Source organism: Tychonema sp. LEGE 07196 (assembly GCF_963890365.1).
Taxonomy (GTDB): Bacteria; Cyanobacteriota; Cyanobacteriia; order Cyanobacteriales; family Microcoleaceae; genus Microcoleus.
The window spans coordinates 1-21,218 of the sequence record NZ_CAWPRX010000078.1 but is presented as its reverse complement, the minus strand read 5'-3'; the positions used below and the strand labels follow the sequence as shown (position 1 = coordinate 21,218).

The 21,218-nt window shown below is 46.8% G+C and carries 25 protein-coding genes; 11 read left to right on the top strand and 14 right to left on the bottom strand.

Annotated elements, in window-relative coordinates; all coding sequences use genetic code 11:
- The first annotated feature begins 20 nt into the window (after positions 1-20).
- Positions 21-1,343, top strand: a complete 1,323-nt coding sequence (locus AACV78_RS09805) for a CO2 hydration protein (RefSeq protein WP_194010313.1) — start codon at positions 21-23, stop codon at positions 1,341-1,343.
- A 393-nt stretch (positions 1,344-1,736) separates the two neighbouring features.
- Positions 1,737-1,943 carry a hypothetical protein gene (locus AACV78_RS09800; RefSeq protein ID WP_194010314.1) on the top strand — a complete coding sequence of 69 codons (207 nt, stop codon included), beginning with the start codon at positions 1,737-1,739 and terminating at the stop codon, positions 1,941-1,943.
- A gap of 145 nt (positions 1,944-2,088) precedes the next feature.
- On the opposite strand, the gene AACV78_RS09795 is transcribed toward AACV78_RS09800, so the two are convergent.
- From AACV78_RS09795 to AACV78_RS09785, 3 genes are all read right to left on the bottom strand, one after another.
- The gene (locus tag AACV78_RS09795; RefSeq protein WP_194010315.1) at positions 2,089-2,307 is read right to left on the bottom strand and encodes a type II toxin-antitoxin system HicB family antitoxin; all 219 of its coding nucleotides are present in this window, start codon (positions 2,305-2,307) and stop codon (positions 2,089-2,091) included.
- 113 nt (positions 2,308-2,420) lie between these two features.
- On the bottom strand, positions 2,421-2,564 hold the full coding sequence (locus AACV78_RS09790) for a hypothetical protein (protein ID WP_228042149.1): 144 nt from the start codon (positions 2,562-2,564) through the stop codon (positions 2,421-2,423).
- A 52-nt stretch (positions 2,565-2,616) separates the two neighbouring features.
- Positions 2,617-3,087, bottom strand: coding sequence for a hypothetical protein (locus AACV78_RS09785; protein WP_194010316.1), 471 nt, complete (start codon positions 3,085-3,087; stop codon positions 2,617-2,619).
- A gap of 167 nt (positions 3,088-3,254) precedes the next feature.
- Between AACV78_RS09785 and AACV78_RS09780 the strand changes: the two genes are divergently transcribed.
- The 4 genes from AACV78_RS09780 to AACV78_RS09765 all read left to right on the top strand — a co-directional run bounded on the left by AACV78_RS09780 (position 3,255) and on the right by AACV78_RS09765 (position 4,385).
- Positions 3,255-3,467: a helix-turn-helix domain-containing protein gene (locus AACV78_RS09780; protein ID WP_006631306.1), complete on the top strand. Its 213-nt coding sequence runs from the start codon at positions 3,255-3,257 to the stop codon at positions 3,465-3,467.
- 61 nt (positions 3,468-3,528) lie between these two features.
- Positions 3,529-3,747 carry a helix-turn-helix domain-containing protein gene (locus AACV78_RS09775; RefSeq protein ID WP_194010317.1) on the top strand — a complete coding sequence of 73 codons (219 nt, stop codon included), beginning with the start codon at positions 3,529-3,531 and terminating at the stop codon, positions 3,745-3,747.
- Positions 3,748-3,824: 77 nt separating this feature from the next.
- On the top strand, positions 3,825-4,037 hold the full coding sequence (locus AACV78_RS09770) for a helix-turn-helix domain-containing protein (protein WP_193974409.1): 213 nt from the start codon (positions 3,825-3,827) through the stop codon (positions 4,035-4,037).
- A 153-nt stretch (positions 4,038-4,190) separates the two neighbouring features.
- Positions 4,191-4,385: a hypothetical protein gene (locus AACV78_RS09765; RefSeq protein WP_194010318.1), complete on the top strand. Its 195-nt coding sequence runs from the start codon at positions 4,191-4,193 to the stop codon at positions 4,383-4,385.
- 38 nt (positions 4,386-4,423) lie between these two features.
- Here the strand turns inward: AACV78_RS09765 and AACV78_RS09760 are convergent, their stop codons facing one another.
- The 7 genes from AACV78_RS09760 to psaA form a co-directional block, all read right to left on the bottom strand.
- On the bottom strand, positions 4,424-4,549 hold the full coding sequence (locus AACV78_RS09760; protein WP_255512961.1) for a DUF6939 family protein: 126 nt from the start codon (positions 4,547-4,549) through the stop codon (positions 4,424-4,426).
- Positions 4,550-4,660: 111 nt separating this feature from the next.
- Positions 4,661-5,200, bottom strand: coding sequence for a cold shock domain-containing protein (locus AACV78_RS09755; RefSeq protein ID WP_194010319.1), 540 nt, complete (start codon positions 5,198-5,200; stop codon positions 4,661-4,663).
- Positions 5,201-5,218: 18 nt separating this feature from the next.
- Positions 5,219-5,419, bottom strand: coding sequence for a hypothetical protein (locus AACV78_RS09750; protein WP_194010320.1), 201 nt, complete (start codon positions 5,417-5,419; stop codon positions 5,219-5,221).
- Positions 5,416-5,760: a hypothetical protein gene (locus AACV78_RS09745; protein ID WP_172192086.1), complete on the bottom strand. Its 345-nt coding sequence runs from the start codon at positions 5,758-5,760 to the stop codon at positions 5,416-5,418. Before AACV78_RS09745 ends, AACV78_RS09750 begins: the two co-directional genes overlap by 4 nt.
- A gap of 150 nt (positions 5,761-5,910) precedes the next feature.
- Positions 5,911-6,612, bottom strand: coding sequence for a DUF3239 domain-containing protein (locus AACV78_RS09740; RefSeq protein WP_194010321.1), 702 nt, complete (start codon positions 6,610-6,612; stop codon positions 5,911-5,913).
- Positions 6,613-6,822: 210 nt separating this feature from the next.
- Positions 6,823-9,048 (bottom strand): photosystem I core protein PsaB, encoded by a 2,226-nt coding sequence (psaB, locus tag AACV78_RS09735; protein WP_194010322.1) that lies wholly within the window; start codon positions 9,046-9,048, stop codon positions 6,823-6,825.
- A 108-nt stretch (positions 9,049-9,156) separates the two neighbouring features.
- The gene (gene psaA / locus AACV78_RS09730) at positions 9,157-11,451 is read right to left on the bottom strand and encodes a photosystem I core protein PsaA (protein ID WP_194010323.1); all 2,295 of its coding nucleotides are present in this window, start codon (positions 11,449-11,451) and stop codon (positions 9,157-9,159) included.
- Positions 11,452-12,093: 642 nt separating this feature from the next.
- Here psaA and AACV78_RS09725 point away from each other — a divergent pair.
- The 3 genes from AACV78_RS09725 (at position 12,094) to AACV78_RS09715 (ending at position 16,190) form a co-directional block, all read left to right on the top strand.
- Positions 12,094-13,674, top strand: coding sequence for a hypothetical protein (locus AACV78_RS09725; RefSeq protein WP_194010324.1), 1,581 nt, complete (start codon positions 12,094-12,096; stop codon positions 13,672-13,674).
- A gap of 104 nt (positions 13,675-13,778) precedes the next feature.
- A complete protein-coding gene (gene arsM / locus AACV78_RS09720) occupies positions 13,779-14,747 on the top strand; it encodes an arsenosugar biosynthesis arsenite methyltransferase ArsM (protein ID WP_194010325.1) in 969 nt (322 codons plus the stop codon).
- Positions 14,748-15,032: 285 nt separating this feature from the next.
- Complete coding sequence (locus AACV78_RS09715) at positions 15,033-16,190, top strand: DNA cytosine methyltransferase (protein ID WP_194010326.1); 1,158 nt, start codon at positions 15,033-15,035, stop codon at positions 16,188-16,190.
- Here the strand turns inward: AACV78_RS09715 and AACV78_RS09710 are convergent.
- The gene (locus tag AACV78_RS09710; protein ID WP_194010327.1) at positions 16,153-16,902 is read right to left on the bottom strand and encodes a hypothetical protein; all 750 of its coding nucleotides are present in this window, start codon (positions 16,900-16,902) and stop codon (positions 16,153-16,155) included. The genes AACV78_RS09715 and AACV78_RS09710 overlap by 38 nt on opposite strands.
- Entirely contained in the window at positions 16,880-17,131 is a 252-nt protein-coding gene (locus tag AACV78_RS09705; protein WP_193976543.1) for a helix-turn-helix domain-containing protein, read from the bottom strand. Before AACV78_RS09705 ends, AACV78_RS09710 begins: the two co-directional genes overlap by 23 nt.
- A gap of 215 nt (positions 17,132-17,346) precedes the next feature.
- Here AACV78_RS09705 and AACV78_RS09700 point away from each other — a divergent pair, with 215 nt between their 5' ends.
- Complete coding sequence (locus AACV78_RS09700; protein ID WP_194010328.1) at positions 17,347-18,987, top strand: thioredoxin-like domain-containing protein; 1,641 nt, start codon at positions 17,347-17,349, stop codon at positions 18,985-18,987.
- Positions 18,968-19,123, top strand: coding sequence for a hypothetical protein (locus AACV78_RS09695; RefSeq protein WP_194010329.1), 156 nt, complete (start codon positions 18,968-18,970; stop codon positions 19,121-19,123). The genes AACV78_RS09700 and AACV78_RS09695 overlap by 20 nt, the downstream gene beginning before the upstream one ends.
- On the opposite strand, the gene AACV78_RS09690 is transcribed toward AACV78_RS09695, so the two are convergent.
- Positions 19,120-19,923, bottom strand: coding sequence for a circadian clock KaiB family protein (locus AACV78_RS09690; RefSeq protein ID WP_194010330.1), 804 nt, complete (start codon positions 19,921-19,923; stop codon positions 19,120-19,122). The genes AACV78_RS09695 and AACV78_RS09690 overlap by 4 nt on opposite strands.
- Before the next feature lie 68 nt (positions 19,924-19,991).
- A partial coding sequence (locus AACV78_RS09685; RefSeq protein WP_228042148.1) for a type IV pilus twitching motility protein PilT occupies positions 19,992-21,218 on the bottom strand: 1,227 nt, incomplete at its 5' end.

Here is a 21,218-nt window from a genome sequence, read left to right as displayed (position 1 = left end):
TTCAAATCAAGGAACAAACAATGGTACAAACTCCTACTAAACCAGCAACTAAATTGCCTCCTTCCAAGCACGAATTTGCAGATGTAATCCACAGGCTGGAAGCCGGCGGCGCAATGATTCCCGATACGCCGGAAAATCTGATGCAAATTATCGCGATTTGGAAAGCCTACGCGGTGCCGATGGACTTCTACTGGCGGGATTTGCTTTACATCGCCGAACGGGTATTTTTACACCCGCTTCCCTTCTTTAAATACTTCTTACCCCAGGAGTATTTAGACTTGCAAAATCACTATGCAGGTGACGATGCAGATTTGCGGATTTGGCGGGGGACTGGTAGCGCCCATCCAGAACTTTTGGAGTTCATGGAAAAAGGGGAAATTGGTAAACAGCCACGACTTTTTCACCATTTGTGGCACGATCGCATTAACATGGAATTTGCCGAAGAAGTTATGAGGTCGATGCTTTGGCACCGGGGGATGTACGTTCCCGTCAATCAGTTTGACCCTTATCTCGACACCGACGAATACAAAGCTAATGCCGATCGGGCTATTAAAGCTTACTTCAAAAAAGACCCGTTCATGCTGGCGCTGCACAAAGCATTCCCCGAAATGTTTTTAGAACAGTGCCGCCAGATGTCTTATTACAGCAATCTCGGCTTGTTTTGGGAAGTAATGGCCCCGGTGTTTTTTGAAGTTTCCGACTTGTACGACGAAGGCAAAGTTACCACAGTCCCGCAGGCGATGGATTTCATCACAAATGGCATATTTGCGATCGCCGGTCGTCCGATTTACCACCACGTTGTCATCGACGGAGAAACCTACGAAATAATCCCGAAATCTAAAGGTTTCACTTGGCTGTACGAAGCAGCGCTACCTTATGTAGAAGCTATATTTTACCGCACTTCGCCGTTCCGGGGAACCAAATCGTACAACGCGCAAGCCAAGGAAGTTCCCGACGATCAAAAAGACTTCCACTACGGAGTTTTGTATGCAGATAAATTCCCAGTAGGTACTGCCGGAATTCCGCCGACTTTGCTAGCACAAGATATGCTGCACTTCCTGCCGCCTTATTTGATGGATTTCTACAAACAGCGGTGTCGCGGCGAGGATGATATTCTCAATCAAATTGGCGTAACGTTCCAGCGATCGATGTACTGCGTTACTTCGGGGGTGATTCAAGCTTTGCGGGTTGCCCTACTGTATCCTTTGGACGATCCAAATCCGAAGCATTTGAAGGCGAATCGGGCGTTTTTCGAGTCTCAGATCGATCGCTTCTGCCGCCCGGAATACGGCATGAAATACGCAGCGAAGTTGAAGAACATTCAGACTTCTGATTACAAGTAAAAGATGTTGGCGGGCGGGCTAGAATCCCACCACACAACAGAACTCATTGTTTGTGGAACAGGCATCTTGCCTGTTCTCGACAATGGTGCAAAATATAAATTGCAACTGACATGGAAAAAAGAGAGTTGTTTAATCGATTTCAAAAAAGGTATGATATTAAATAAATTAGCATCATAAATATACATCTTTCTCTTCTCCTCCTCTGCGCTCTCTGCGCTCTCTGCGGTAAAAAAAATCCAATCTAAAAAAGAATCATGAATAGCCAAGACGTAGCGAAATATATCAAAGCAACCGATTAAATAAATTAGCATCATAAATATACATCTCTCTCTTCTCCTCCTCTGCGCTCTCTGCGCTCTCTGCGGTAAAAAAAATCCAATCTAAAAAAGAATCATGAATAGCCAAGACGTAGCGAAATATATCGAAGCAACCGACGGAATTTCCAAACCTTGGCTGTTAGTGCAACTGCGGCTGAAAAAATTGCAAGAAAGGCGATCGGAAATTTCTGCTGAAGAATATGTGACAGAACTTGCCGATATCCAGCAGGATTTAATGAATCTAGGGGAATGGTGGGTAGGAATAGAGGATGAAGTGTTTTAAGAGTTAAATCGCGATCGGTAAAATCAGCAATTCATCAATAGTCTAATTCCATCGTATAGTTGTCTCAGTTTAATAGACAAAGAGAACAGGCGATTCACGAATAAGGATAGCTGTGATTCACAAACTTTTCGGCTTTGGATTATACTCAGGCGATTTGAAGAATGCTAGGTTTCGGGATGGGTTCACCTTCTTTCTGCCAAGCTTCTAGATACATTTCGAGCACTTCTTCTCCATGTCGGATGGCTGCTTCGCGGGTTTTGCCGTGGGTACAGGGCATGATAACGCGATCGGCAAATTCTGGAATCGTCACTAGGAAAAGTTGATCTTCGTCAGACAATTGGACGCTCATACTGTATCGATTCATGAATCTTTTTGCTTTAATTCGTCGAGTTCTGCTAACAATATTGCCAATTGTTTCTCTCTCATAGCGTGGCACATCATCTCCGTCTTTGCCTGGAATTGTTGAGGTTTTGCAAATCAAAGGATACTGCTATCTCTCATGGCTACTTTTTCCGCGTTTTGCCAAATAAAGCCTTCGCGGGTAATCTGAGCTTTTAACTCGCGAATTTTTCTAGGCATGGTGATTGTCCATTTTCTACCTCCATTGTATCCATTAGCCATTTATTTGAATTGTGCCTGTGCCCATTCTCACAGTTGCTCGTGCGATCGCACTTTAAAATTTTTCCATTAAATCTTTTTCTTGGGCGTAAACATCTCGTAACTGTTGCAGCGCGGCCCCTGAAATCACCGATTTAACATTAGCTACCAAGAGCCCCCACTCCAGCAATCTGTCAACTGAAACAGCTTTTTTAAACTTGTGCGTGTAGAATTTAGTCCAAAATGCCGGTGCTAGCTTGCTTTTCCAGCGTTTGTACCATCTGCCAAAATCTTGAAGGGCGATCGGCTTTACTTCTAGAATTGGGGGAAAATCGGCGTAGCTGACAAACCGGCTGATGCTTTTACCGTGCACGTAAACCATGTAGCGGCAGCATTCGATGCGGTAAATGTCGTCTACTGCGATATCGAACAGCAGTGCGACTGTTTCTTCGGTGACGAATCGCGCCAGCGGATGCAGGATGGGAGATTTATGAATTATCTTTGATTCTGCGATCGTCGATGATTTTCTCGAAGTATCTGATATCATAGTAAGTGCCTATTCTGATTGTAGATAAATCTATTGATGGTAGGTCAGACAGCTAGTAACTGTCTATTTAAGTTTTCAAAACGATCGCCTTTTAGTTTTCCAGGCCAGAGGGCGATCGCTTTTTCAGATAAAATTATTGTAAGGTGTCATGACACCCATTGTCAAGCATGGGTTTAGTTAGAATTAAAGTCAGAGAACTAGCCGCCGAGAAAGGTTGGACATTCAAAGAAGTTTCAGAACGTTCTGGGGTGGTGTACAACACTGTCAAGCACTATGCCCGCTGTCCCGGGCTGACAACGGTTGACTTTACCTTACTGCTGAAATTAGCTCGAACTTTTGATGTGATGATTGAGGATTTGGTTGAGGTTTTGGAGGAATAGCCGATCGCTTTTTCAGATACATAATATTAAACGACAGCATATTGTCATTTGTCAAGTAAGTATGAGTAAAGGCTTAGTTAGGTTGCGGATTCGGGAGTTTGCAGAGCAGAATGGATGGACGCTTAAGGAAGTTTCCGATCGATCGGGCATTGGTTACAGCACCATCAGAAACTATGCCCAATGTCAAGGCATGACAACCGTTAATTTCGCCTACTTACATAGGTTGGCTCGCATTTTCGATATTATGATTGAGGATTTGGTAGAGATTTTGGAGGAATAGCCGATCGACCTTGAGCATCCTCGGTCAAAATAATCTATATTTATAAAATAACTACGCAATTGCATCAACTCTCAAGCATGGGTTTAGTCAGGCTAAAAATTCGGGAACTAGCGGCGGAGAAGGGCTGGACGCTTAAGGAAGTATCCGATCGCTCTGGGGTAATTTATAGCACCGTCAGAAGCTATGCTCGTCGTCCTGAAATGGCAATGGTAGACTTTACTTGCCTGCGGAGGTTAGCTCGAACTTTTGATGTGATGATTGAGGATTTGGTTGAGGTTTTGGAAGAATAGCCGATCGACCTTGAGCATTCGAGATTGGGGCGATCGCTTTTTTGTGTTTTTTACACTATAGCATGATTAACTGTAGTTAGTCAAACATTATTGTACTTAATCGGATCGACGATGGTAACATCAAGGAAAGTTATTAATAGTTGATTATTCTTCGTGGCTAAAACTAATACGGCGATCGCGGTCAGTTCCGCGATCAAGGAAGTCATTCAAAAACAAGCCCTAGCGACCAGACTAACCCAGAAGGAAGTCGTGTACTTGGGAATGCTGGCAATTGATGCACTCGACAAGGAAAGCCGCCAAGAGTTGGCCGATAAGGTGCATCAGATGCAGGTCAATGGAGAGATTTGAAGCTGAGGAAAACCAGGTCAACAGTTTAATCTTTACAGCTAAAATGGATTCAACTTTATCCAAGGTCGATCGGCTTTGGATGTCACATCAATAATCTCGGCTTCAGAAGATTGCTTGCGTATCACCTCAATTTTCTTTCTTTTGCTTTCAACGTAGAGTTGCATAGTCAATTGGGGGATCGAGTAAATCCACCATAGCAAAAAGGGGGATATCGACTTCTTGCTTCTTCACTCGGCAATCCGTTCCGGTGCAGCGCGGTTGTTGGGATGCTGGGGCTACCTCGGTGCTTTACGCCAACCATTGGCTATCGCCTCTGACTCTGTGCAAAACCATCTCTCACCGCTAGCTGGATCGATAACTGTTGATTTGTAATCTTCCATGCCTGGAATGTGATAAACCTTATTGCCTGTATCGATCGAGATGTTGCCTTTGATAGTACATCCTGGTTTTGCGATCGATGTAATTGGAGAGAGAGAACGACAGCGACTCAACTGCATTGTAAAAAGCACAATGACAGCCAGAATCCCAATACCCACAACTGTTTTGAGTACACCGCGTTTCTGTGGTATCTGCTTTTTTGGCTGATGTCGAGGTGCAACACCTTGAATTGATGCTCTAGTAGCACGTACTTTCCCGTCTGTTTCAGCAACTCGCTCGTACAAAATCGTATCTCCGACTTTTGGGCGGCGACTTGCTTCCTTCAGCGCACTGATATGCAAGAAAACTTCTTTACTGCCATCATCCGGTTTAATGAAGCCAAACCCCCGATCGTCTTTCCATGTTGTCACTTGCCCTTTATTCAGAACAGGTTTCATAAAATCGCACTTTTATTCCTACTTAACAGACTCAGCCAACCGCTTCGCATTCTCCCGCCGATGAACATTAATCGGACTGTTGCGAATATCAGCTTCAACCATCGCAATTAGTTCATCTAAACTGAGAGTCAGAGCGTCAAGCCGTAGACAGACACCTCGCAGATTTCTCACAGTCTTTTCGATTATTTCTGGTTCAGGGAGTTTCGGTTTTTCACTCATGGCAGGTTAAAATCTCTTTTCGCTTCCCGGATAGTGGCCTCGACGGCATCGGCGTCAGCTTGTGCTTGCTCAATCGTTTGAGCTAGTAAATTTAGCATAGCAGAAGAAACTGTTGGCTGTGATTCAGAAATCCGCAGCAGCAATGTGTAAAAGCGAGAGTAAGGGTTTCTTAACCTTTCAGTAGCATTTTGAAGCTGCTCCAACACAGTAGCAGTCGCTTCTATCTCCCCATATTGCTGAAATATTGCAAATTCTGCTGATGAAGCATCATCAATTCCTGCCAAAAGCCTCGCCTGCAAATTCAAGATAGTAGCAATTGTTTCTTGCGCTAACTTCGCCATAAAAAATATTGTTCATTCTCAACACTTCACCAACATATCAAACAAAATCTCTGCCAGAAATATCGACCAAGCAACTGGCTTGTCTTTCCACCAATTTGTTAGACCGTGCTCAATAGCCTGTTTAAAAACTTTAGGCGTGACTGACACTGCCTATATCTGGCTTATAGGATATAGCCCTGGTTGCTTAGGGATTTCTCCAAGCCCTAATTCAAGCTCAAGCCACTCCCAATCGGGGATGCTTTGAAGGACGCGATCGATATCAGTCTGATTGTCACTTACGCAGTTAATTACTATTGGATGGAAGTCATCCCAATGTCCATTCTGAACAGTTCCTTCGTACAAAGCGATAGTAGCCAACCTCATACCAACTGGTGGGATTCCCATCTTAGTTCGTTTAAGTGGCTGAGGCAAAACTTTAATTACCTGATGTGGGGTTTCACCTGTCCTGAGATCGGTAAAAACTGCAACAAGAGTTGGGTTTGAGTTAATAACAATTCCAGGATTAACACATCCATATAGGCATCGCTCGCGGATATGTATAGCTAAAAATCTAGCCTTGTGCAGGATTGGAGATATAACCTTCCAGAAAGCCGAATTAATCGGCAGAAAAAGTGTAATCAAAATGAATGGCAAAATCGGTATGCGTTCATGTAAAAGAGCGGATATGCCACTCCACAAAGCCCAATTGACTAACAGAGCGCATCCAATTGTTACGGTTAATGAAGAAATAAGACAAACTGGTTCTTGAGGAAATGAGCGAATCCAACATAGATAATTTACATTAAGCCCTCCCGGATTTGAGGCTTGTGTATTGTTATCCAATGTGAAGGTGCGGTTGGGATTAGCTGTCATTGTTATATTAGGGGTATTAAATTAGAATTTTTACTCACGGTAACACAAACAACAAGGTAGATCCCTACAGCCATGTCGCTACCGAAAATCTTTACTCTACTCATTTGGCAGAGGCTGTAAATCCATTCAATTTTAACTGACGCCTATCAAAAAATCCCCCGCCAGAAGGCAGGGGATTTCATTTAATTACCTAGAAACCAGAGTTCAGAGTTACCCGAATTTCCCGGCTGTCGAGGCAATTACAAAGGCCGCGTAAGTGAGGACGTTGCCCACAGTAAAGTGAACTAAGCCAACCAAACGACCTTGGACGATCGACAAAGCAACAGGCTTGTCTTTCCAGCGAACCAAGTTAGCCAGAGGAGTGCGCTCGTGAGCCCAAACCAAAGTCTCGATCAACTCTTGCCAGTAACCTCTCCAAGAGATCAGGAACATGAAACCAGTTGCCCAAACGAGGTGTCCGAATAAGAACATCCAAGCCCAGACTGACAAGTTGTTAGTACCATACGGGTTGTAACCGTTGATCAACTGAGAAGAATACAGCCAGAGGTAATCGCGGAACCAGCCCATCAGGTAGGTAGAAGACTCATTGAACTGAGCCACATTACCTTGCCAGATGCCCAGGTGCTTCCAGTGCCAGTAGAACGTTACCCAAGCTAGGGTGTTCAGCATCCAGAAGACAGACAGGTACATCGCGTCCCAAGCAGAGACATCGCAGGTACCGCCACGGCCGGGGCCGTCGCAAGGGAAAGCATAACCGAAGTCTTTTTTGTCCGGCATCAGCTTAGAACCGCGTGCATCCAGAGCGCCCTTGACCAAAATCAAGGTGGTGGTGTGCAAGCCAAGTGCGATCGCGTGGTGAACCAAGAAATCGCCAGGTCCGATCGCCAAGAACAGAGAGTTAGTGCTGCTGTTAATTCCGTCCAACCAGCCTGGGAGCCACACGTTAGCGTAGTTCGGCCAAGCGGTAGAAGCAATACTGTCAGGGTTAGACAACAGTACGTCCATGCCGTACAGAGCCTTTCCGTGAGCAGCTTGAATGAACTGTGCGAACACTGGTTCAATCAAGATTTGTTTTTCGGGAGTTCCGAAAGCGACTACAACGTCGTTGTGAACGTACAGGCCGAGAGTGTGGAAGCCCAAGAACAGCGACACCCAGCTCAAGTGAGAGATAATCGCTTCTTTGTGCTGCAACACGCGATCGAGCACGTTGCCTTTATTTGCTTCAGGATCGTAGTCCCGCACCAAGAAGATAGCTCCGTGGGCGAAAGCGCCGACCATGATGAAACCAGCAATGTACTGGTGGTGGGTGTACAACGCAGCCATTGTCGTGTGATCCTGCGCCATGAAAGCGTAGGGAGGCATCGCGTACATATGCTGTGCTACCAGGGAGGTGATCACGCCTAAAGCAGCGAGGTGCCAACCCAATTGGAAGTGCAGCGAGTTGTTGTAGGTCTCGTAAATGCCTTGGTGAGGCATATTGAACGGGCCTTCAACTTTTTTGCCAAAGAAATCTTTGGCGTCACACATTTCTTTGATGCTGTGACCGATACCGAAGTTAGTCCGGTACATATGACCGGCAACGATAAACAGAACTGCGATCGCCAAGTGGTGATGAGCAATATCTGTCAACCACAGAGATTCTGTCTGAGGATGGAAGCCACCCAAGAAAGTCAGAATTGCTGTTCCTGCACCTTCGGCAGTACCGAAGACATGGCTCGCTGCATCTGGGTTTTCGGCGTATACGCCCCAGTTACCCGTGAAGAACGGAGCCAAACCTGCTGGGTGAGGCGGAGTTGACAAGAAGTTGTCCCAACCTACGTGCTGTCCGCGAGATTCGGGGATAGCAACGTGAACCATGTGACCCGTCCAAGCCAAAGAGCTGACACCGAACAAACCAGCCAAGTGGTGGTTGAGGCGAGATTCAGCATTCTTGAACCAAGACAAGCTCGGGCGGTACTTGGGCTGAAGGTGCAACCAACCTGCGAACAGCATGACAGAAGCCAGCAGTAGCAAGAAGATAGCTCCTTGATACAGGTCGCCGTTAGTCCGAACCCCTTGGGTGTACCACCAGTGGTATACGCCGGAGTAAGAGATGTCAACAGGGTTAGAAGCGCCAGCTTGAGTGAAAGCTTCTACTGCTGGAGCACCGAATTGAGGGTCCCAAATCGCGTGAGCGATCGGGCGGACATTTAGGGGGTCTTTAATCCACTGTTCAAAGTTACCTTGCCATGCTACGTGGAACAGGCTGCCCGAAGTCCACAAGAAAATGATTGCTAGGTGGCCGAAGTGAGAAGCAAAAATCTTTTGGTAAAGATTTTCTTCGGTCATGCCATCGTGGCTTTCAAAATCGTGCGCTGTGGCAATCCCGTACCAGATCCGCCGTGTGGTCGGGTCTTGGGCAAGGTCTTGGCTAAATTTTGGAAATTTCGTTGCCATAAGCCTTGATTAATCCTGAATCCTGAACGTTGAAGAGGTTCGGTTCCGAGGTTTGGATTCTGGGTTTGAGATTGCTCCCAAATCCTGAATCCAAAACCTAAAGGTAGTTTACCCTACCGAGATGATTCGCGCTAGGAAGAATGCCCAAGTAGTGACAATTCCTCCCAGGAGGTAGTGAGCTACACCCACTGCCCGACCCTGAATAATGCTCAGAGCGCGAGGCTGAATCGACGGAGACACTTTGAGTTTGTTATGAGCCCAAACAATGGACTCAATCAGTTCTTGCCAGTAGCCGCGGCCGCTGAACAGGAACATCAAGCTGAAAGCGAATACGAAGTGTCCGGCTAGGAACATCAGACCGTAGGCCGACAGTGCCGAACCGTAGGACTGAATTACCTGAGAAGCTTGCGCCCACAGGAAGTCCCGCAGCCAGCCGTTAATCGTGATCGCACTTTGTGCGAAGTTGCCGCCGGTGATGTGAGAAATTGTGCCGTCTGGCGATACTGTTCCCCACACGTCCGACTGCATTTTCCAGCTAAAGTGGAAAATCACGATCGAGATGCAGTTGTACATCCAGAACAAGCCGAGGAAAACGTGATCCCAACCGGATACTTGGCAGGTGCCGCCACGGCCGGGGCCGTCGCAAGGGAACCGGAAGCCCAAGTTACCTTTGTCAGGAACCAAGCGTGAACTGCGTGCAAATAACACGCCCTTCAAAAGAATCAGGACTGTAACGTGAATTGTGAAAGCGTGGATGTGGTGGATTAAGAAGTCCGCCGTACCCAATTCGATCGGCATCATCGCTATTTTGCCACCGACTACTACTGCACCGCCGCCAAAAGCGTGGCTGACGATTTCCGTAGCATTAGGCGCTGTTGTTCCCGGAGCCAAAGCGTGGATGTTTTGCACCCACTGGGCAAATATCGGACGCAACTGAATCCCGGTATCCGAGAACAAATCTTGAGGACGACCGAAAGCCCGCATTGTATCGTTGTGAACGTACAAACCGAAGCTGTGGAAGCCTAAGAATATGCAAACCCAGTTGAGGTGAGAGATAATTGCATCTCTATGGCGGATTACGCGATCGAGCAAGTTATTAACGTGCTGAGTCGGATTGTAATCTCGCACCATGAAAATTGCTGCGTGAGCCGCTGCTCCAACAATCAGGAATCCGCCAATCCACATGTGGTGGGTGAACAGGGATAGCTGAGTCGGGTAGTCGGTTGCGATGTACGGATACGGAGGCATCGCGTACATGTGGTGAGCCACGATGATGCTCAAAGAGCCCATCCAGGCCAAGTTCCACGACAGTTGGCAGTGCCAAGACTGTGTGAAAATTTCGTACATTCCCTTGTGGCCTTCGCCAGTGAAGGGGCCTTTGTGAGCTTCCAGAACTTCTTTGAAGCTGTGGCCAATGCCCCAGTTCGTGCGATAGAAGTGTCCAGCGACGATGAACAGCACTGCCAAAGCTAAGTGATGGTGCGCTGTATCTGTCAGCCACAAACCGCCTGTAGTAGGGTTCAGACCGCCTTTGAAGGTCAGGAAGTCTGCGTATGCGCCCCAGTTGAGGGTGAAGAAGGGGGTTAAACCTTTTGCGAAACTCGGGTAGATGTCAGCCATCAAGCCCGGTGTCAAAATCCACTCATGCGGCAGGGGGATATCAGCAACTGTTTTAATCAGCTTGCCGCCCACTGTCAGGGGTGCGCCTGCATCTATCGCGTCCATGCAAGCATTTATCGGCAGAGCAACGTGAATTTGTTGTCCTGCAAAGCCCAAGCATCCGCAGCCTAGCAAACCTGCCAAGTGGTGGTTCATCATCGATTCTACGTTCTGAAACCATTCCAGCTTCGGAGCGCGGACGTGATAGTGGAACCAACCGGCAAATAGCATCAAAGCTGCCATTACCAAAGCGCCGATCGCAGTGCAATATAGCTGGTATGAGTTAGTGATGCCATTAGCGCGCCACAGTTGAAACAGACCAGAGGTGATCTGAATTCCGTGAAAGCCGCCGCCTACATCTGCATTTAAAATTTCTTGACCAAAAATCGGCCAAACCACTTGAGCGCTGGGCTTAATGGCTGTTGGATCTGTCAGCCAAGCTTCGTAGTTGGAGAATTTAGCGCCGTGGAAATATGCGCCGCTTAACCATACGAAAATTACTGCCAAGTGGCCGAAGTGAGCGCTAAAGATTTTGCGCGAAACGTCTTCTAAATCACTTGTATGACTGTCGAAGTCGTGAGCGTTAGCGTGGAGGTTCCAAATCCAAGTGGTGGTTTTTGGCCCCTTAGCTAGAGTGCGATCGAAATGTCCCGGTTTAGACCACTTCTCGAAAGAAGTTGGAACGGGATCTTTATCGACTACTACCCTAACTTTTACCTCTCGCTCTGGAGGACTAATGGTCATGAAGACTCTCCTCTCGGTAAGACAAGGAACGAGAACTGAATACTGTATCTGACATTTCCCACGCTTAATTAGGCGGGGTATTCTCGGTTGATCGATACTGCTTGCAATTCACTCTTTGCAGAGTTAGATGCAGGCGTACCGTTTCCCCAAGCGTTTTGCTTCTCTAAAGAAGCCAGTTCCCCAGTGTCCCTAACAATATATCTGGGTACTGCCAACTCTTCTCGTTATCTGAAGCAACCGATCGCATCCTTAGTATCAGGTTTGATGCGGCTGCTCCTTTTGAGGGAGTTTTATGAATTATAAGCTTGCTACAGGACTATTCATCGCTTGTTAACAATACTTAAAAAATCTTCTATTCTTGATGCTATCAGCCCTTTATTTTTCATATAGCCTCGCAAAAGTCAAGGGGTATTGGAATTAAATTTACAAAACTCAAAGATAAGGTAATTGAGGAATACTCAGTTTATAGAGAGATTTTTGGGAAAACGGCTGCGAGATTTATTCGCGAGCTCGGATTAGTCCCCCGCAGACGCTCAACCCAAGGAAGAGAGCTCTCAGGAATTCTCGATCGGCAATTCCCCAATACAACATTCAGTTTTGGGCTATAGTTCCCTATGAGAAGGCTTCTAGGAGTATGGTTGCGTGATTGGCATCAATTGGCACAGAACGGTTGCGGGCAGGCTGGTGGCATTGTTCGCAGCAGCAGTATTAATTTTCGGTTTAGCAAGTTGTGGGGCGCGCGAGTCCGAATTGCCCGCATCAGGGAACAAGAGCGGCTCAGCTACCGCCCCAGCAAACAAAATTTCAGAGGTTTCTCCCCCAGAAGCCATTCAACAACTGCGTCAGGCGCTAGAAATATATCAGCCTCAAATTAGTATTTTGAATCCCAAACCTGACGAAGTGCTTCAGGATATAAATGTGTCCGTTCAGTTCCAAGTAAAGAACTTACCCCTTTTCAAAGACGCAAACTTGGGTTTGGGGCCCCACCTGCAAGTTTTATTAGACAACCAACCTTATGCAGCAGTTTACGACATCAACCAGCCTTTAACACTCTCAGACTTAGAACCCGGAACCCATACCCTGCGGGTGTTCGCGGCTCGTCCTTGGGAAGAAAGCTTTAAAAACGAAGGTGCTTACGCCCAAACCACCTTCCACATTTTTACCAAAACACAGAACAATAATCCCGATCGAACATTGCCCCTATTAACGTACAACAGCCCCCAAGGCAGCTACGGGGCAGAACCCATCATGCTCGACTTTTACCTGACAAATGCTCCCCTGCACCAAGTGGCGCAACAAAATTCCCAAGATGAAATACTCGATTGGAAAATTCGAGCCACAGTTAACGGCCAAAGCTTTGCGATCGACCAATGGCAACCTATATATCTTAAAGGATTCAAGCCAGGGAAAAACTGGGTACAGCTAGAATTGATCGACGAGGCGGGAAATAGCGTCAAAAACGCCTTTAACAACACAGCCAAACTGGTAAATTACCAACCCCAGGGGCAAGACACCCTTTCCAAATTAGTGCGGGGTTCCCTAACGGTAGCAGATGCTCGCGGCATAGTCGATCGCACCTACCAAGCCCCCACACCAACCCCAACCCCAGAACCAACACCCCCACCAGCAGTAGAAAAAATACCAGCAGCCGAACCCGAAGCAGCAGTTCCAGAAACCCCAGTAACCCAACCTAACTTAGATAGAACAATTGCTCCCGAAGTTGCACCCGTTCAAATAACAGAACCCGCACCCACAGCCACCCCGCAACTCCAAGCACCGAAAATTGTGGAACCAGTTCAAGAAATAGAACCACAACCCACAACAACACCAGAATTAGAATCACCGAAAATTGTGGAACCAGTTCAAGAAATAGAACCACAACCCACAGCAACCCCACAACTACAAACCCCCAAACTTGTAGAACCAATTAAAACAATAGAACCGATACCAACAGCATCCCCAACACAAAAACAGGAAGATGGAGGATACTACAATCGGTTCCGCAACTTTTTGCATCAAGTTACCGAACCCGATACCTTTTCAAATTCTCCAACTCTGCCAGAAATAACCGAAAAAGCTCCAATACCAAAAATAGTCGCTCCTGCAGTACCAGAAACATCTCCCAATCTGATAGCGCCAGCGCCCCCAGTTGGCGCTCCCGAAAACCCCCAATCAGCCCCAGAACAAACAGTTGTTGAACCAGAAAACCCGCCCAAATCCTAACAAAAAGTCAAATTTCAAACCTAAATATTTCTGAATTAATCAGCGTTCATCCACGTAAATCCGCCTCAATCTGCGGTCAAAAACACAAACCAGAAAAATCAAAAATGACTTATCTCGAAACTGCGGCCCAATTCTATAGCGACGTAGCCGAAACCCCCCAAATCGGACTTTGCTGCGTCCAAAGCAGCCCCTTGCAACTGCCAGGATTAAACATCCCCCAACAAATGCAAGAAATGAACTACGGCTGCGGCACAACAGTTCACGCCGCCGAACTTGTCGGTAATCCCATCGTGCTTTATGTCGGAGTCGGCGGCGGCTTAGAAGCACTGCAATTTGCTTATTTTTCTCGACAAAAAGGAGCAGTGATTGCCGTTGACCCGGTTGCAACAATGCGAGACGCGGCTGCACGCAACTTGCAAAAGGCAGCCCAAGAAAATGATTGGTTTGATGCGAGTTTTGTAGAAATTCGCGAAGGCGATGCTTTTGCGTTGCCGGTGCCGGATGCCTCTGTCGATGTTGTTGCACAAAATTGCTTGTTTAATATCTTTGAACCGGCGGATTTAGCTAAGGCATTAAAAGAGACCTATCGAGTGTTGAAGCCAGGGGGTAGGTTGTTAATGAGCGATCCGATCGCAACTCGCCCCATTCCGCAACATTTGAAGGAAGACCAACGCTTGCGGGCTTTGTGTTTGTCGGGGGCTCTGACCTATGCAGAATACGTTCAACACCTTGTAGGTGTGGGCTTTGGGCAAGTGGAAGTCCGGGCGCGCCGTCCTTACCGGTTGCTCGACAAACACAATTACAAATTAGATGCGGATTTGCTGTTAGAAAGCCTCGATACAGTGTCTTTTAAAGTGGATATTCCCCCGGATGGCGCTTGTATTTTCACTGGCAAGACGGCGATTTACGCGGGGTCTGATGAGATATTTGATGACGGTGCGGGTCACGTTTTGCAGCGGGGAGTTCCGGCGGCGGTGTGCGATAAAACTGCTGGAAAGTTGGGGGGATTGATGCCGGATAAGGTGTTGATTACTGATTCGACTTGGCATTATAACGGTGGCGGTTGCTGTTAGAAAAAAGGGCTAAACCGCAGCTACACAAAGTTTCATCCGCCTGCGCGGACCGAGCGCGCCCATTGAAAAAAGTCTTGTTACATACAAGAGTGTTGGGTTTTGTTGCTCAATCTAATCTACTATTGCTGTTCTTCTGAACCAGTGCAGCGGGTTTTGTCTGTGTGCCCGTAAAATCTGCAATTTACAATCACCCGGTATCTTTGCCAATCGTCGGGTATACAGCGGTTTTCAACCTCTTTGAAGAACTTGGTTGACGATATCCACCTAATACTATAGTATTCGATAATGACACACAAGATTATTGACTTATTTTCTGGTGCGGGTGGCTTGACGGCAGGATTCCACCAGGCAGGTTTTGAATCTTTATGTGCGATCGACCTTGATGCAAAAGCCCTAAAGACCTATAAGCACAATTACCCAAACACCAAAATTATTCATCAGGATATACGCGAGCTCAATCCTTTGGATTTGCGATTATGTTTGGGTTTGCAGAGAGAGGAACTAACAGCGTTGATAGGTGGTCCCCCATGCCAAGGATTTTCAAGAAATATTCCTGCTGACTATCGCTACCTCAGCGACTCTCGCAATCAGTTATATCGGACATTTTTAGAATTCGTACAGGAATTTAGACCTCTTTACGTTGTTATGGAGAACGTACCTGAAATCTTGAAAGCTTATGGTGGTGTAGTTAAGAATGAAATTACACAGCAACTTGAGTCGCAAGGTTATAAAGTCACTTATGGATCGCTAAACTCCGCGCATTATGGAGTGCCGCAGACCAGATCGAGGGCTTTTTTCCTGGCTAGTTTAGATAAACCACTTCAATTCCCTGAACCTACACACGCTGGCGAGATTAGAAGCGATTACAGAGCTACGAAATCTTGTTACCAACTCAGTCTCCTAAAATCAAATATTTCTTCAGTCGTCACAGTTAGAGATGCGATTGGAGATTTGCCGTCATTGAACGCAGGAGAGGAATATAATGCTGAAGTTTATCCTTTTCGATCCCAAACTGCGTACCAAGCAATGATACGTAATGGAAGTACGAAACTTTTCAATCACGTTGCTCGTGCTTTGAGTCCCATTCAAATGTCAAGAGTGCGTCTTCTTAGTGAAGGGCAAGATGCTAGAGACTTGCCACCTGAATTAGCTCCTAAAAAGCACTATAGCGGTGCCTATGGAAGACTTTACTGGGATAAACCAGCAAGAACTATCACCAGATGGGTTTTCCATCCAGGATCGGGCAGGTTTTTTCATCCAACCCAAAATCGGACAATTACGATTCGTGAAGCTGCAAGATTGCACTCTTACCCAGATAACTTTCACTTTTTGGGAACATACACTGATATGGCTTCTCAAATCGGAGAATCAGTACCCCCACTTTTAGGTAAAGCAATAGCTGCATCTATTCTCCAAGTTCACTGTCAAAAGACTGTGTGCTGAGTTGATCTTGCAAAGTTGAGAGAATAGTGTGCACATATCGATCGAGTGTAATACGAGTTCGCTTAACCCTGATGTGAACTGCCTCTGGAGGAATGGTTCTAGCTCTGAAAAGTTGCTTTTGATTTTTGTACCAAACTAACTCTAGCTTACCTGCAATATTGCCTTGTAGCCCTGCTCCCGATCTTCCAGTAACTCTATCAACTGTCCAAGCCCAAGAAAAAGCATTTGGGTCAAGTGGATCAAGAGGGAATTCACAGTAAATATATTCATATCCTCTAATGGTTTTCAGCAGTATGCCTTCATAGCTATTGGTAATGCTCTGTGCTGCCTGACTCGATCTAATTTTCTCGTTCCAATGCTGAACAATAGCTGCTCCCAGTTCAGCAGGTGAGGATTGTTCGGTCAAACCAGGAAAACCAAGTTTGGCAGCCTTTTTGATAACATCTGCTCTCTGAATTACAAACAAAAATGTATTTACAACCGCAAGACTATTCAATTGAAGAGACTTGAGTGACCAACCAGTTGCCGTCGTGGAGTCAACAGCATCATAGAGAAGTTTGCTGCGTCCTAATGCTGGATCTGATAAAGGGATATCCTTGACATAATGAAAAATTGCTTCCCAAGTATAATCCTCTATCGAGCCGATAACTGGAGATGCAATGGTAGCAATAATCGCTTGCCTCAATCTTTCAATCTCGTTTTCCGTCAGCATTCAAGAGTTCCTCTACAGCTTGTAAAAATTCACCCATTGTTATGTCCAGAGCATTTGTAATGTGACTGAGAACTCTAACAGACGGACTTTTTAGCCCTCGCTCGAGCTGGCTGATATAGGTTCTGTGCAAACCTGTGACTTCTGCCAGATATTCTTGTGACCAACGTTTCTCTATGCGACGACGTTGTATTTCTAGTCCTAAAATTTGGTCTAGTTTGCTAGGCTGCATAAAAAAGATAGTAAAACTTTGAATACAAAAGTTCTACAGACTAAAGTATTCAAGGGTGTAATACGATCACCCCATCCCCCTCCCCTGGTGGCACGGGCATATCGCCTGTGCCCTCAAGCGGTTCCCGGACTCAACCTCGCTTTTCCCCCATCCGGTGAAACTTCCCGCTAAATTAAAGAAGGTAAAAAATTATTCAGACCCTACCAGGAGATGCCATGCCTCGCGTCAGAGCACCAGAATTCCCCGTAAAGTACCCGTGGCTTAACACCGAGAAACCTTTATCCATTGAATCCTTAAAAGGGCGTGTCGTCCTCCTCGACTTCTGGACGTACTGCTGCATCAACTGCTTGCACGTCCTCCCAGACTTAAAATACCTCGAACAAAAATATAAAGATTCCCTCACAGTTATCGGCGTGCACTCGGCTAAATTTGAAAACGAAAAAGAAGTAGAAAATATCCGCCAAGCTATTCTCCGCTACGATATTGAACATCCGGTAATTGTAGACAGCGGCATGAAAGTTTGGCAAAGCTACGCTGTTCGCTCTTGGCCGACTTTAATGGTGATAGATCCGGAAAGTTATGTCGTCGGCTTTGTTTCCGGCGAGGGCAATAGAGAAGCACTTGACCAGCTAGTTGGCAAGTTAATTGCTGAATATAAGGATAAAAATGCGATCGCCTTTAAAGAACTTCGTTTTAGCTTAGAAAAACAGCGCAAACCTCTGTCAACCCCGCTGGCTTTTCCCGGTAAAGTGCTGGCATTTGCCATTACTTCAATGGAAGCAAAACAGCTTCACCAAAATGAAGCGCTTTTGGGCGAAATGACTGAGGACAATCAATCTGTAGATGAAACTGTATTGCCGGGGCCTGCGAACTCAGTTCAACAAAGCTTGGTTGGTTCTTGCTTGTTTGTTGCAGATTCTGGACACAATCGAATTGTTGTTAGCTCTACTGAAGGTGAAGTGCTGCACGTCATCGGTACGGGGAAACCGGGTTTAACTGATGGCAAGTTTGAAGAAGCTGAGTTTTCTGCCCCTCAAGGTATGGCTTTTGATGCAGAAAGTCAAATTCTCTATGTTGCTGATACGGAAAATCACGCTCTCAGAAAGATTGATTTTACAACTGAGCGGGTGGAAACTGTTGCTGGTACTGGCGAACAAAGTCACGAAATTGCACCCCGCAGCGGCAAGGGTTTAGAAACGAAATTGAATTCGCCTTGGGATTTAGAAAGGGTTGGCGATCGACTTTTTATCGCTATGGCGGGCTCGCATCAAATTTGGGAAATGCAGTTAGACACTGGTACGATCGCCACTTATGCAGGTACGGGCCGGGAATCTTGTGTTGACGGAAATCTGGCAGAATCTGCTTTTTCTCAGCCCAGCGGCTTGGCTACGGATCGATCGGAGTTGTTTGTTGCTGACAGCGAAATTAGTTCGATTCGCGCCCTCGGTGTAGATGAAGATCCGAAGGTGCGTACTGTCTGCGGTAGCGGTGAACTGTTTGGTTTTGGAGATAAAGATGGCCGCGGTGAAGATGTGAGATTGCAGCACTGTTTGGGTGTTGAATACAGTCAAAATTATCTGTGGGTTGCTGATACTTACAATCACAAAATTAAGCGGATCGACCACCGCAGCGGTACTTGCATAACGATGATTGGAGATGGTACTGCAGGTTTGGCTGACGGTACTGGTCTCAAGGCTCGGTTTTCTGAACCTTCAGGCTTGAGCGCGATCGGGTCTCATTTGTTTGTTGCTGATACAAACAATCACGTTATTCGGCGAGTTGAGTTGGATACGCTGGAAGTCACAACTTTAGATTTAGGGGGTTTGTGCGCGCCGGATGTTTGTCTTCCTGATTGAGCCGATCGACTTTGGGAGCATCTGTGCGGAGAGTCAATCCGACGAAAATGGCAGCGATCGCACTTGGATTTTTCACAGCGAATACTCCTGCAAAACCGAGTGCGATCGCCAGTATTCAATAATCGCTAAAATCTAAAATTCTGAATTGCTCAGCAACCTCACTATTTTTTCGGCATCGTTCAATTCCCCGACAATTCGTCGCACCGGTTTTGGCCAAATTTTAATCAAAGTAGGGGTTGCTGAAATCTGATCTGCCTCAGCTTGTTCGGGATGTTTTAAAACATCAATTACTTTTAAAGTGTAGGGAAGATTGAGGGATTGTTCTAACAATTGATGTAATGTTTCGAGGGTGCGTTCGGTGCTCTGGTTGATGCCGGAAACAAACAGCCGCAAAACGTATCCTAGAGTTGGTGGCGGTGGAGTGATGGCTGCGGGTTGGGGAAGCGCCACCTGCAGAGATTGTCCAAAGCGCGAGGGAGGTACGATCGGGAAACTGCCAAAGTCCGATCGACTGATGGTGAGGGGATACTGTACAACTAAGTCGTGATTTTCCCAGAGTTCGGGGAATTGTTTGTAATAAGTGGCGATCGCCATCGGTTCGCACATTTCGTCGCTGCGGGCCTCCCAAACCAAGTCCCCAGTGCCAAAAATGGCGTTCAGCAGCGTTTGATGTCGCAGCACCGGCGGGTAGGCCTCGGCGACAACCCGCAACTCTCGATCGCTCCGATCGCCCCAACAGTCAACGGTGGCCGTGTAGCAAGGTATCAAAAAATGTGGCGGTTCCGACAAACCGAGTATTTCCTGTAAAGCTACGCACAACTGCAAGTGCCACTGATTTTGCTTGCGGGGGTCTATGCAATAGATTAAGTCTCCCCCCGGTGTAAACAGCGCAATGCCTTTGAAAAATTCCGGCAAACTCGGGCGATCGACTTTCATTGAAGTACACACATAAAAGTTAACTTTTAACAGTTAACAGTTAACTGTTAAAAGTTAACACTCGAATTTTAGACTCGACCTCGGAGCATCTGAGCCATTTCGTTCGGGGCCGGCGAGTTTTCTACACAAAGCTCTTCAGTAATCCGGCCTTCTTGATAAAGACCGTAGAGCGACTTATTCATCGTCGTCATGCCTTCATAAGTGTCTTTGATCATGATTTGATTAATTTCCTCATTCTGCCCCTTCAGAATGTATTCCTTAACCACGTCGGTATTGATCAGAACGTCGTGGAAAGCTGCCCGCTTGCCATCTGTGGTTTTGCACAGCAGTTGAGCAATAATCGCCACTAGGGATTCGGAAATTGACACCCGTATGGCCTCTTGTTCTTCCGCCGCGAACATATCCAGAATCCGGTTCAGGGTTTTAATCGCACTGTTGGTGTGCAGGGTTCCTGCAACTAAGTGACCGGTTTGAGAGGCTTTGAGGGCGATTTCCACCGTCTCTCTGTCCCGAATTTCTCCGACTAGCAGCATATCCGGGTCTTGTCGCAGAGCGCCTTTGAGAGCATTCATAAACTTGAGGGTGTGCCGGCCGACTTCGCGGTGCTTGATCAAGGATTTTTTGCTTTCGTGTACAAATTCTACCGGGTCTTCGATCGTAATGATGTTGTAGGCTTTATTCTTGTTGATGTAGTCGATCATGGCGGCCAAGGTGGTAGACTTGCCCGAACCTGTCGGGCCCGTCACCAAAATCAGTCCTTTGTGGTAGCCGCATATTTTCTTAAAGACATCTGGCAGCTTCAATTCCTCCATTGTCATGATTTTGGCAGGAATTAGCCGGAGCACCATCGCCGGGCCTGCCAAGGAGTCCATGCAACTGATCCGGATGCGGACAAAGCCGAAGTCGAAAGCGCCGTCAAAGTCTAGGGTTTTTTGGAAAATTTCTATTTCTTCATCGCTCATGCACTCGCGCAGCCAGCCAAAAAACGTATCTAAATCTGTCTGTGGATAGCCGATGTCGGCAATTTCGCCCCTGGTACGGAAGCGAGGGAATTCGTTTACTCCGAGGTGAAGGTCGGATACTCCTTCTTCTTTGGCTCGGATTACTAGCTCTTTCAAACTCGGAGATCCGCCGCTGCTAGAGTTGGGGTTTTTAGGTGTGGCTGAAGATTGAGGCGCTGGTGCGGGCGCTGGTGCTGGTGCGGCTGCTGGTGCGGCTGCTGGCGGTGCTGGTGGGGGGGGCATTCCTGCTGCTCTGGGAATGCCTGGGGCTGGAGGGCGGGGCAGCCCTGGAGG

Bases quoted from the DNA above. Each gene is read 5' to 3' on its own strand.
- AACV78_RS09805 (WP_194010313.1), top strand. From the start codon at position 21: ATGGTACAAACTCCTACTAAACCAGCAACTAAATTGCCTCCTTCCAAG.
- AACV78_RS09800 (WP_194010314.1), top strand. From the start codon at position 1,737: ATGAATAGCCAAGACGTAGCGAAATATATCGAAGCAACCGACGGAATT.
- AACV78_RS09795 (WP_194010315.1), bottom strand. From the start codon at position 2,307: ATGAATCGATACAGTATGAGCGTCCAATTGTCTGACGAAGATCAACTT.
- AACV78_RS09790 (WP_228042149.1), bottom strand. From the start codon at position 2,564: ATGGCTAATGGATACAATGGAGGTAGAAAATGGACAATCACCATGCCT.
- AACV78_RS09785 (WP_194010316.1), bottom strand. From the start codon at position 3,087: ATGATATCAGATACTTCGAGAAAATCATCGACGATCGCAGAATCAAAG.
- AACV78_RS09780 (WP_006631306.1), top strand. From the start codon at position 3,255: ATGGGTTTAGTTAGAATTAAAGTCAGAGAACTAGCCGCCGAGAAAGGT.
- AACV78_RS09775 (WP_194010317.1), top strand. From the start codon at position 3,529: ATGAGTAAAGGCTTAGTTAGGTTGCGGATTCGGGAGTTTGCAGAGCAG.
- AACV78_RS09770 (WP_193974409.1), top strand. From the start codon at position 3,825: ATGGGTTTAGTCAGGCTAAAAATTCGGGAACTAGCGGCGGAGAAGGGC.
- AACV78_RS09760 (WP_255512961.1), bottom strand. From the start codon at position 4,549: ATGCAACTCTACGTTGAAAGCAAAAGAAAGAAAATTGAGGTGATACGC.
- AACV78_RS09755 (WP_194010319.1), bottom strand. From the start codon at position 5,200: ATGAAACCTGTTCTGAATAAAGGGCAAGTGACAACATGGAAAGACGAT.
- AACV78_RS09750 (WP_194010320.1), bottom strand. From the start codon at position 5,419: ATGAGTGAAAAACCGAAACTCCCTGAACCAGAAATAATCGAAAAGACT.
- AACV78_RS09745 (WP_172192086.1), bottom strand. From the start codon at position 5,760: ATGGCGAAGTTAGCGCAAGAAACAATTGCTACTATCTTGAATTTGCAG.
- AACV78_RS09740 (WP_194010321.1), bottom strand. From the start codon at position 6,612: ATGACAGCTAATCCCAACCGCACCTTCACATTGGATAACAATACACAA.
- psaB (WP_194010322.1), bottom strand. From the start codon at position 9,048: ATGGCAACGAAATTTCCAAAATTTAGCCAAGACCTTGCCCAAGACCCG.
- psaA (WP_194010323.1), bottom strand. From the start codon at position 11,451: ATGACCATTAGTCCTCCAGAGCGAGAGGTAAAAGTTAGGGTAGTAGTC.
- arsM (WP_194010325.1), top strand. From the start codon at position 13,779: ATGACTTATCTCGAAACTGCGGCCCAATTCTATAGCGACGTAGCCGAA.
- AACV78_RS09715 (WP_194010326.1), top strand. From the start codon at position 15,033: ATGACACACAAGATTATTGACTTATTTTCTGGTGCGGGTGGCTTGACG.
- AACV78_RS09710 (WP_194010327.1), bottom strand. From the start codon at position 16,902: ATGCTGACGGAAAACGAGATTGAAAGATTGAGGCAAGCGATTATTGCT.
- AACV78_RS09705 (WP_193976543.1), bottom strand. From the start codon at position 17,131: ATGCAGCCTAGCAAACTAGACCAAATTTTAGGACTAGAAATACAACGT.
- AACV78_RS09700 (WP_194010328.1), top strand. From the start codon at position 17,347: ATGCCTCGCGTCAGAGCACCAGAATTCCCCGTAAAGTACCCGTGGCTT.
- AACV78_RS09695 (WP_194010329.1), top strand. From the start codon at position 18,968: ATGTTTGTCTTCCTGATTGAGCCGATCGACTTTGGGAGCATCTGTGCG.
- AACV78_RS09690 (WP_194010330.1), bottom strand. From the start codon at position 19,923: ATGAAAGTCGATCGCCCGAGTTTGCCGGAATTTTTCAAAGGCATTGCG.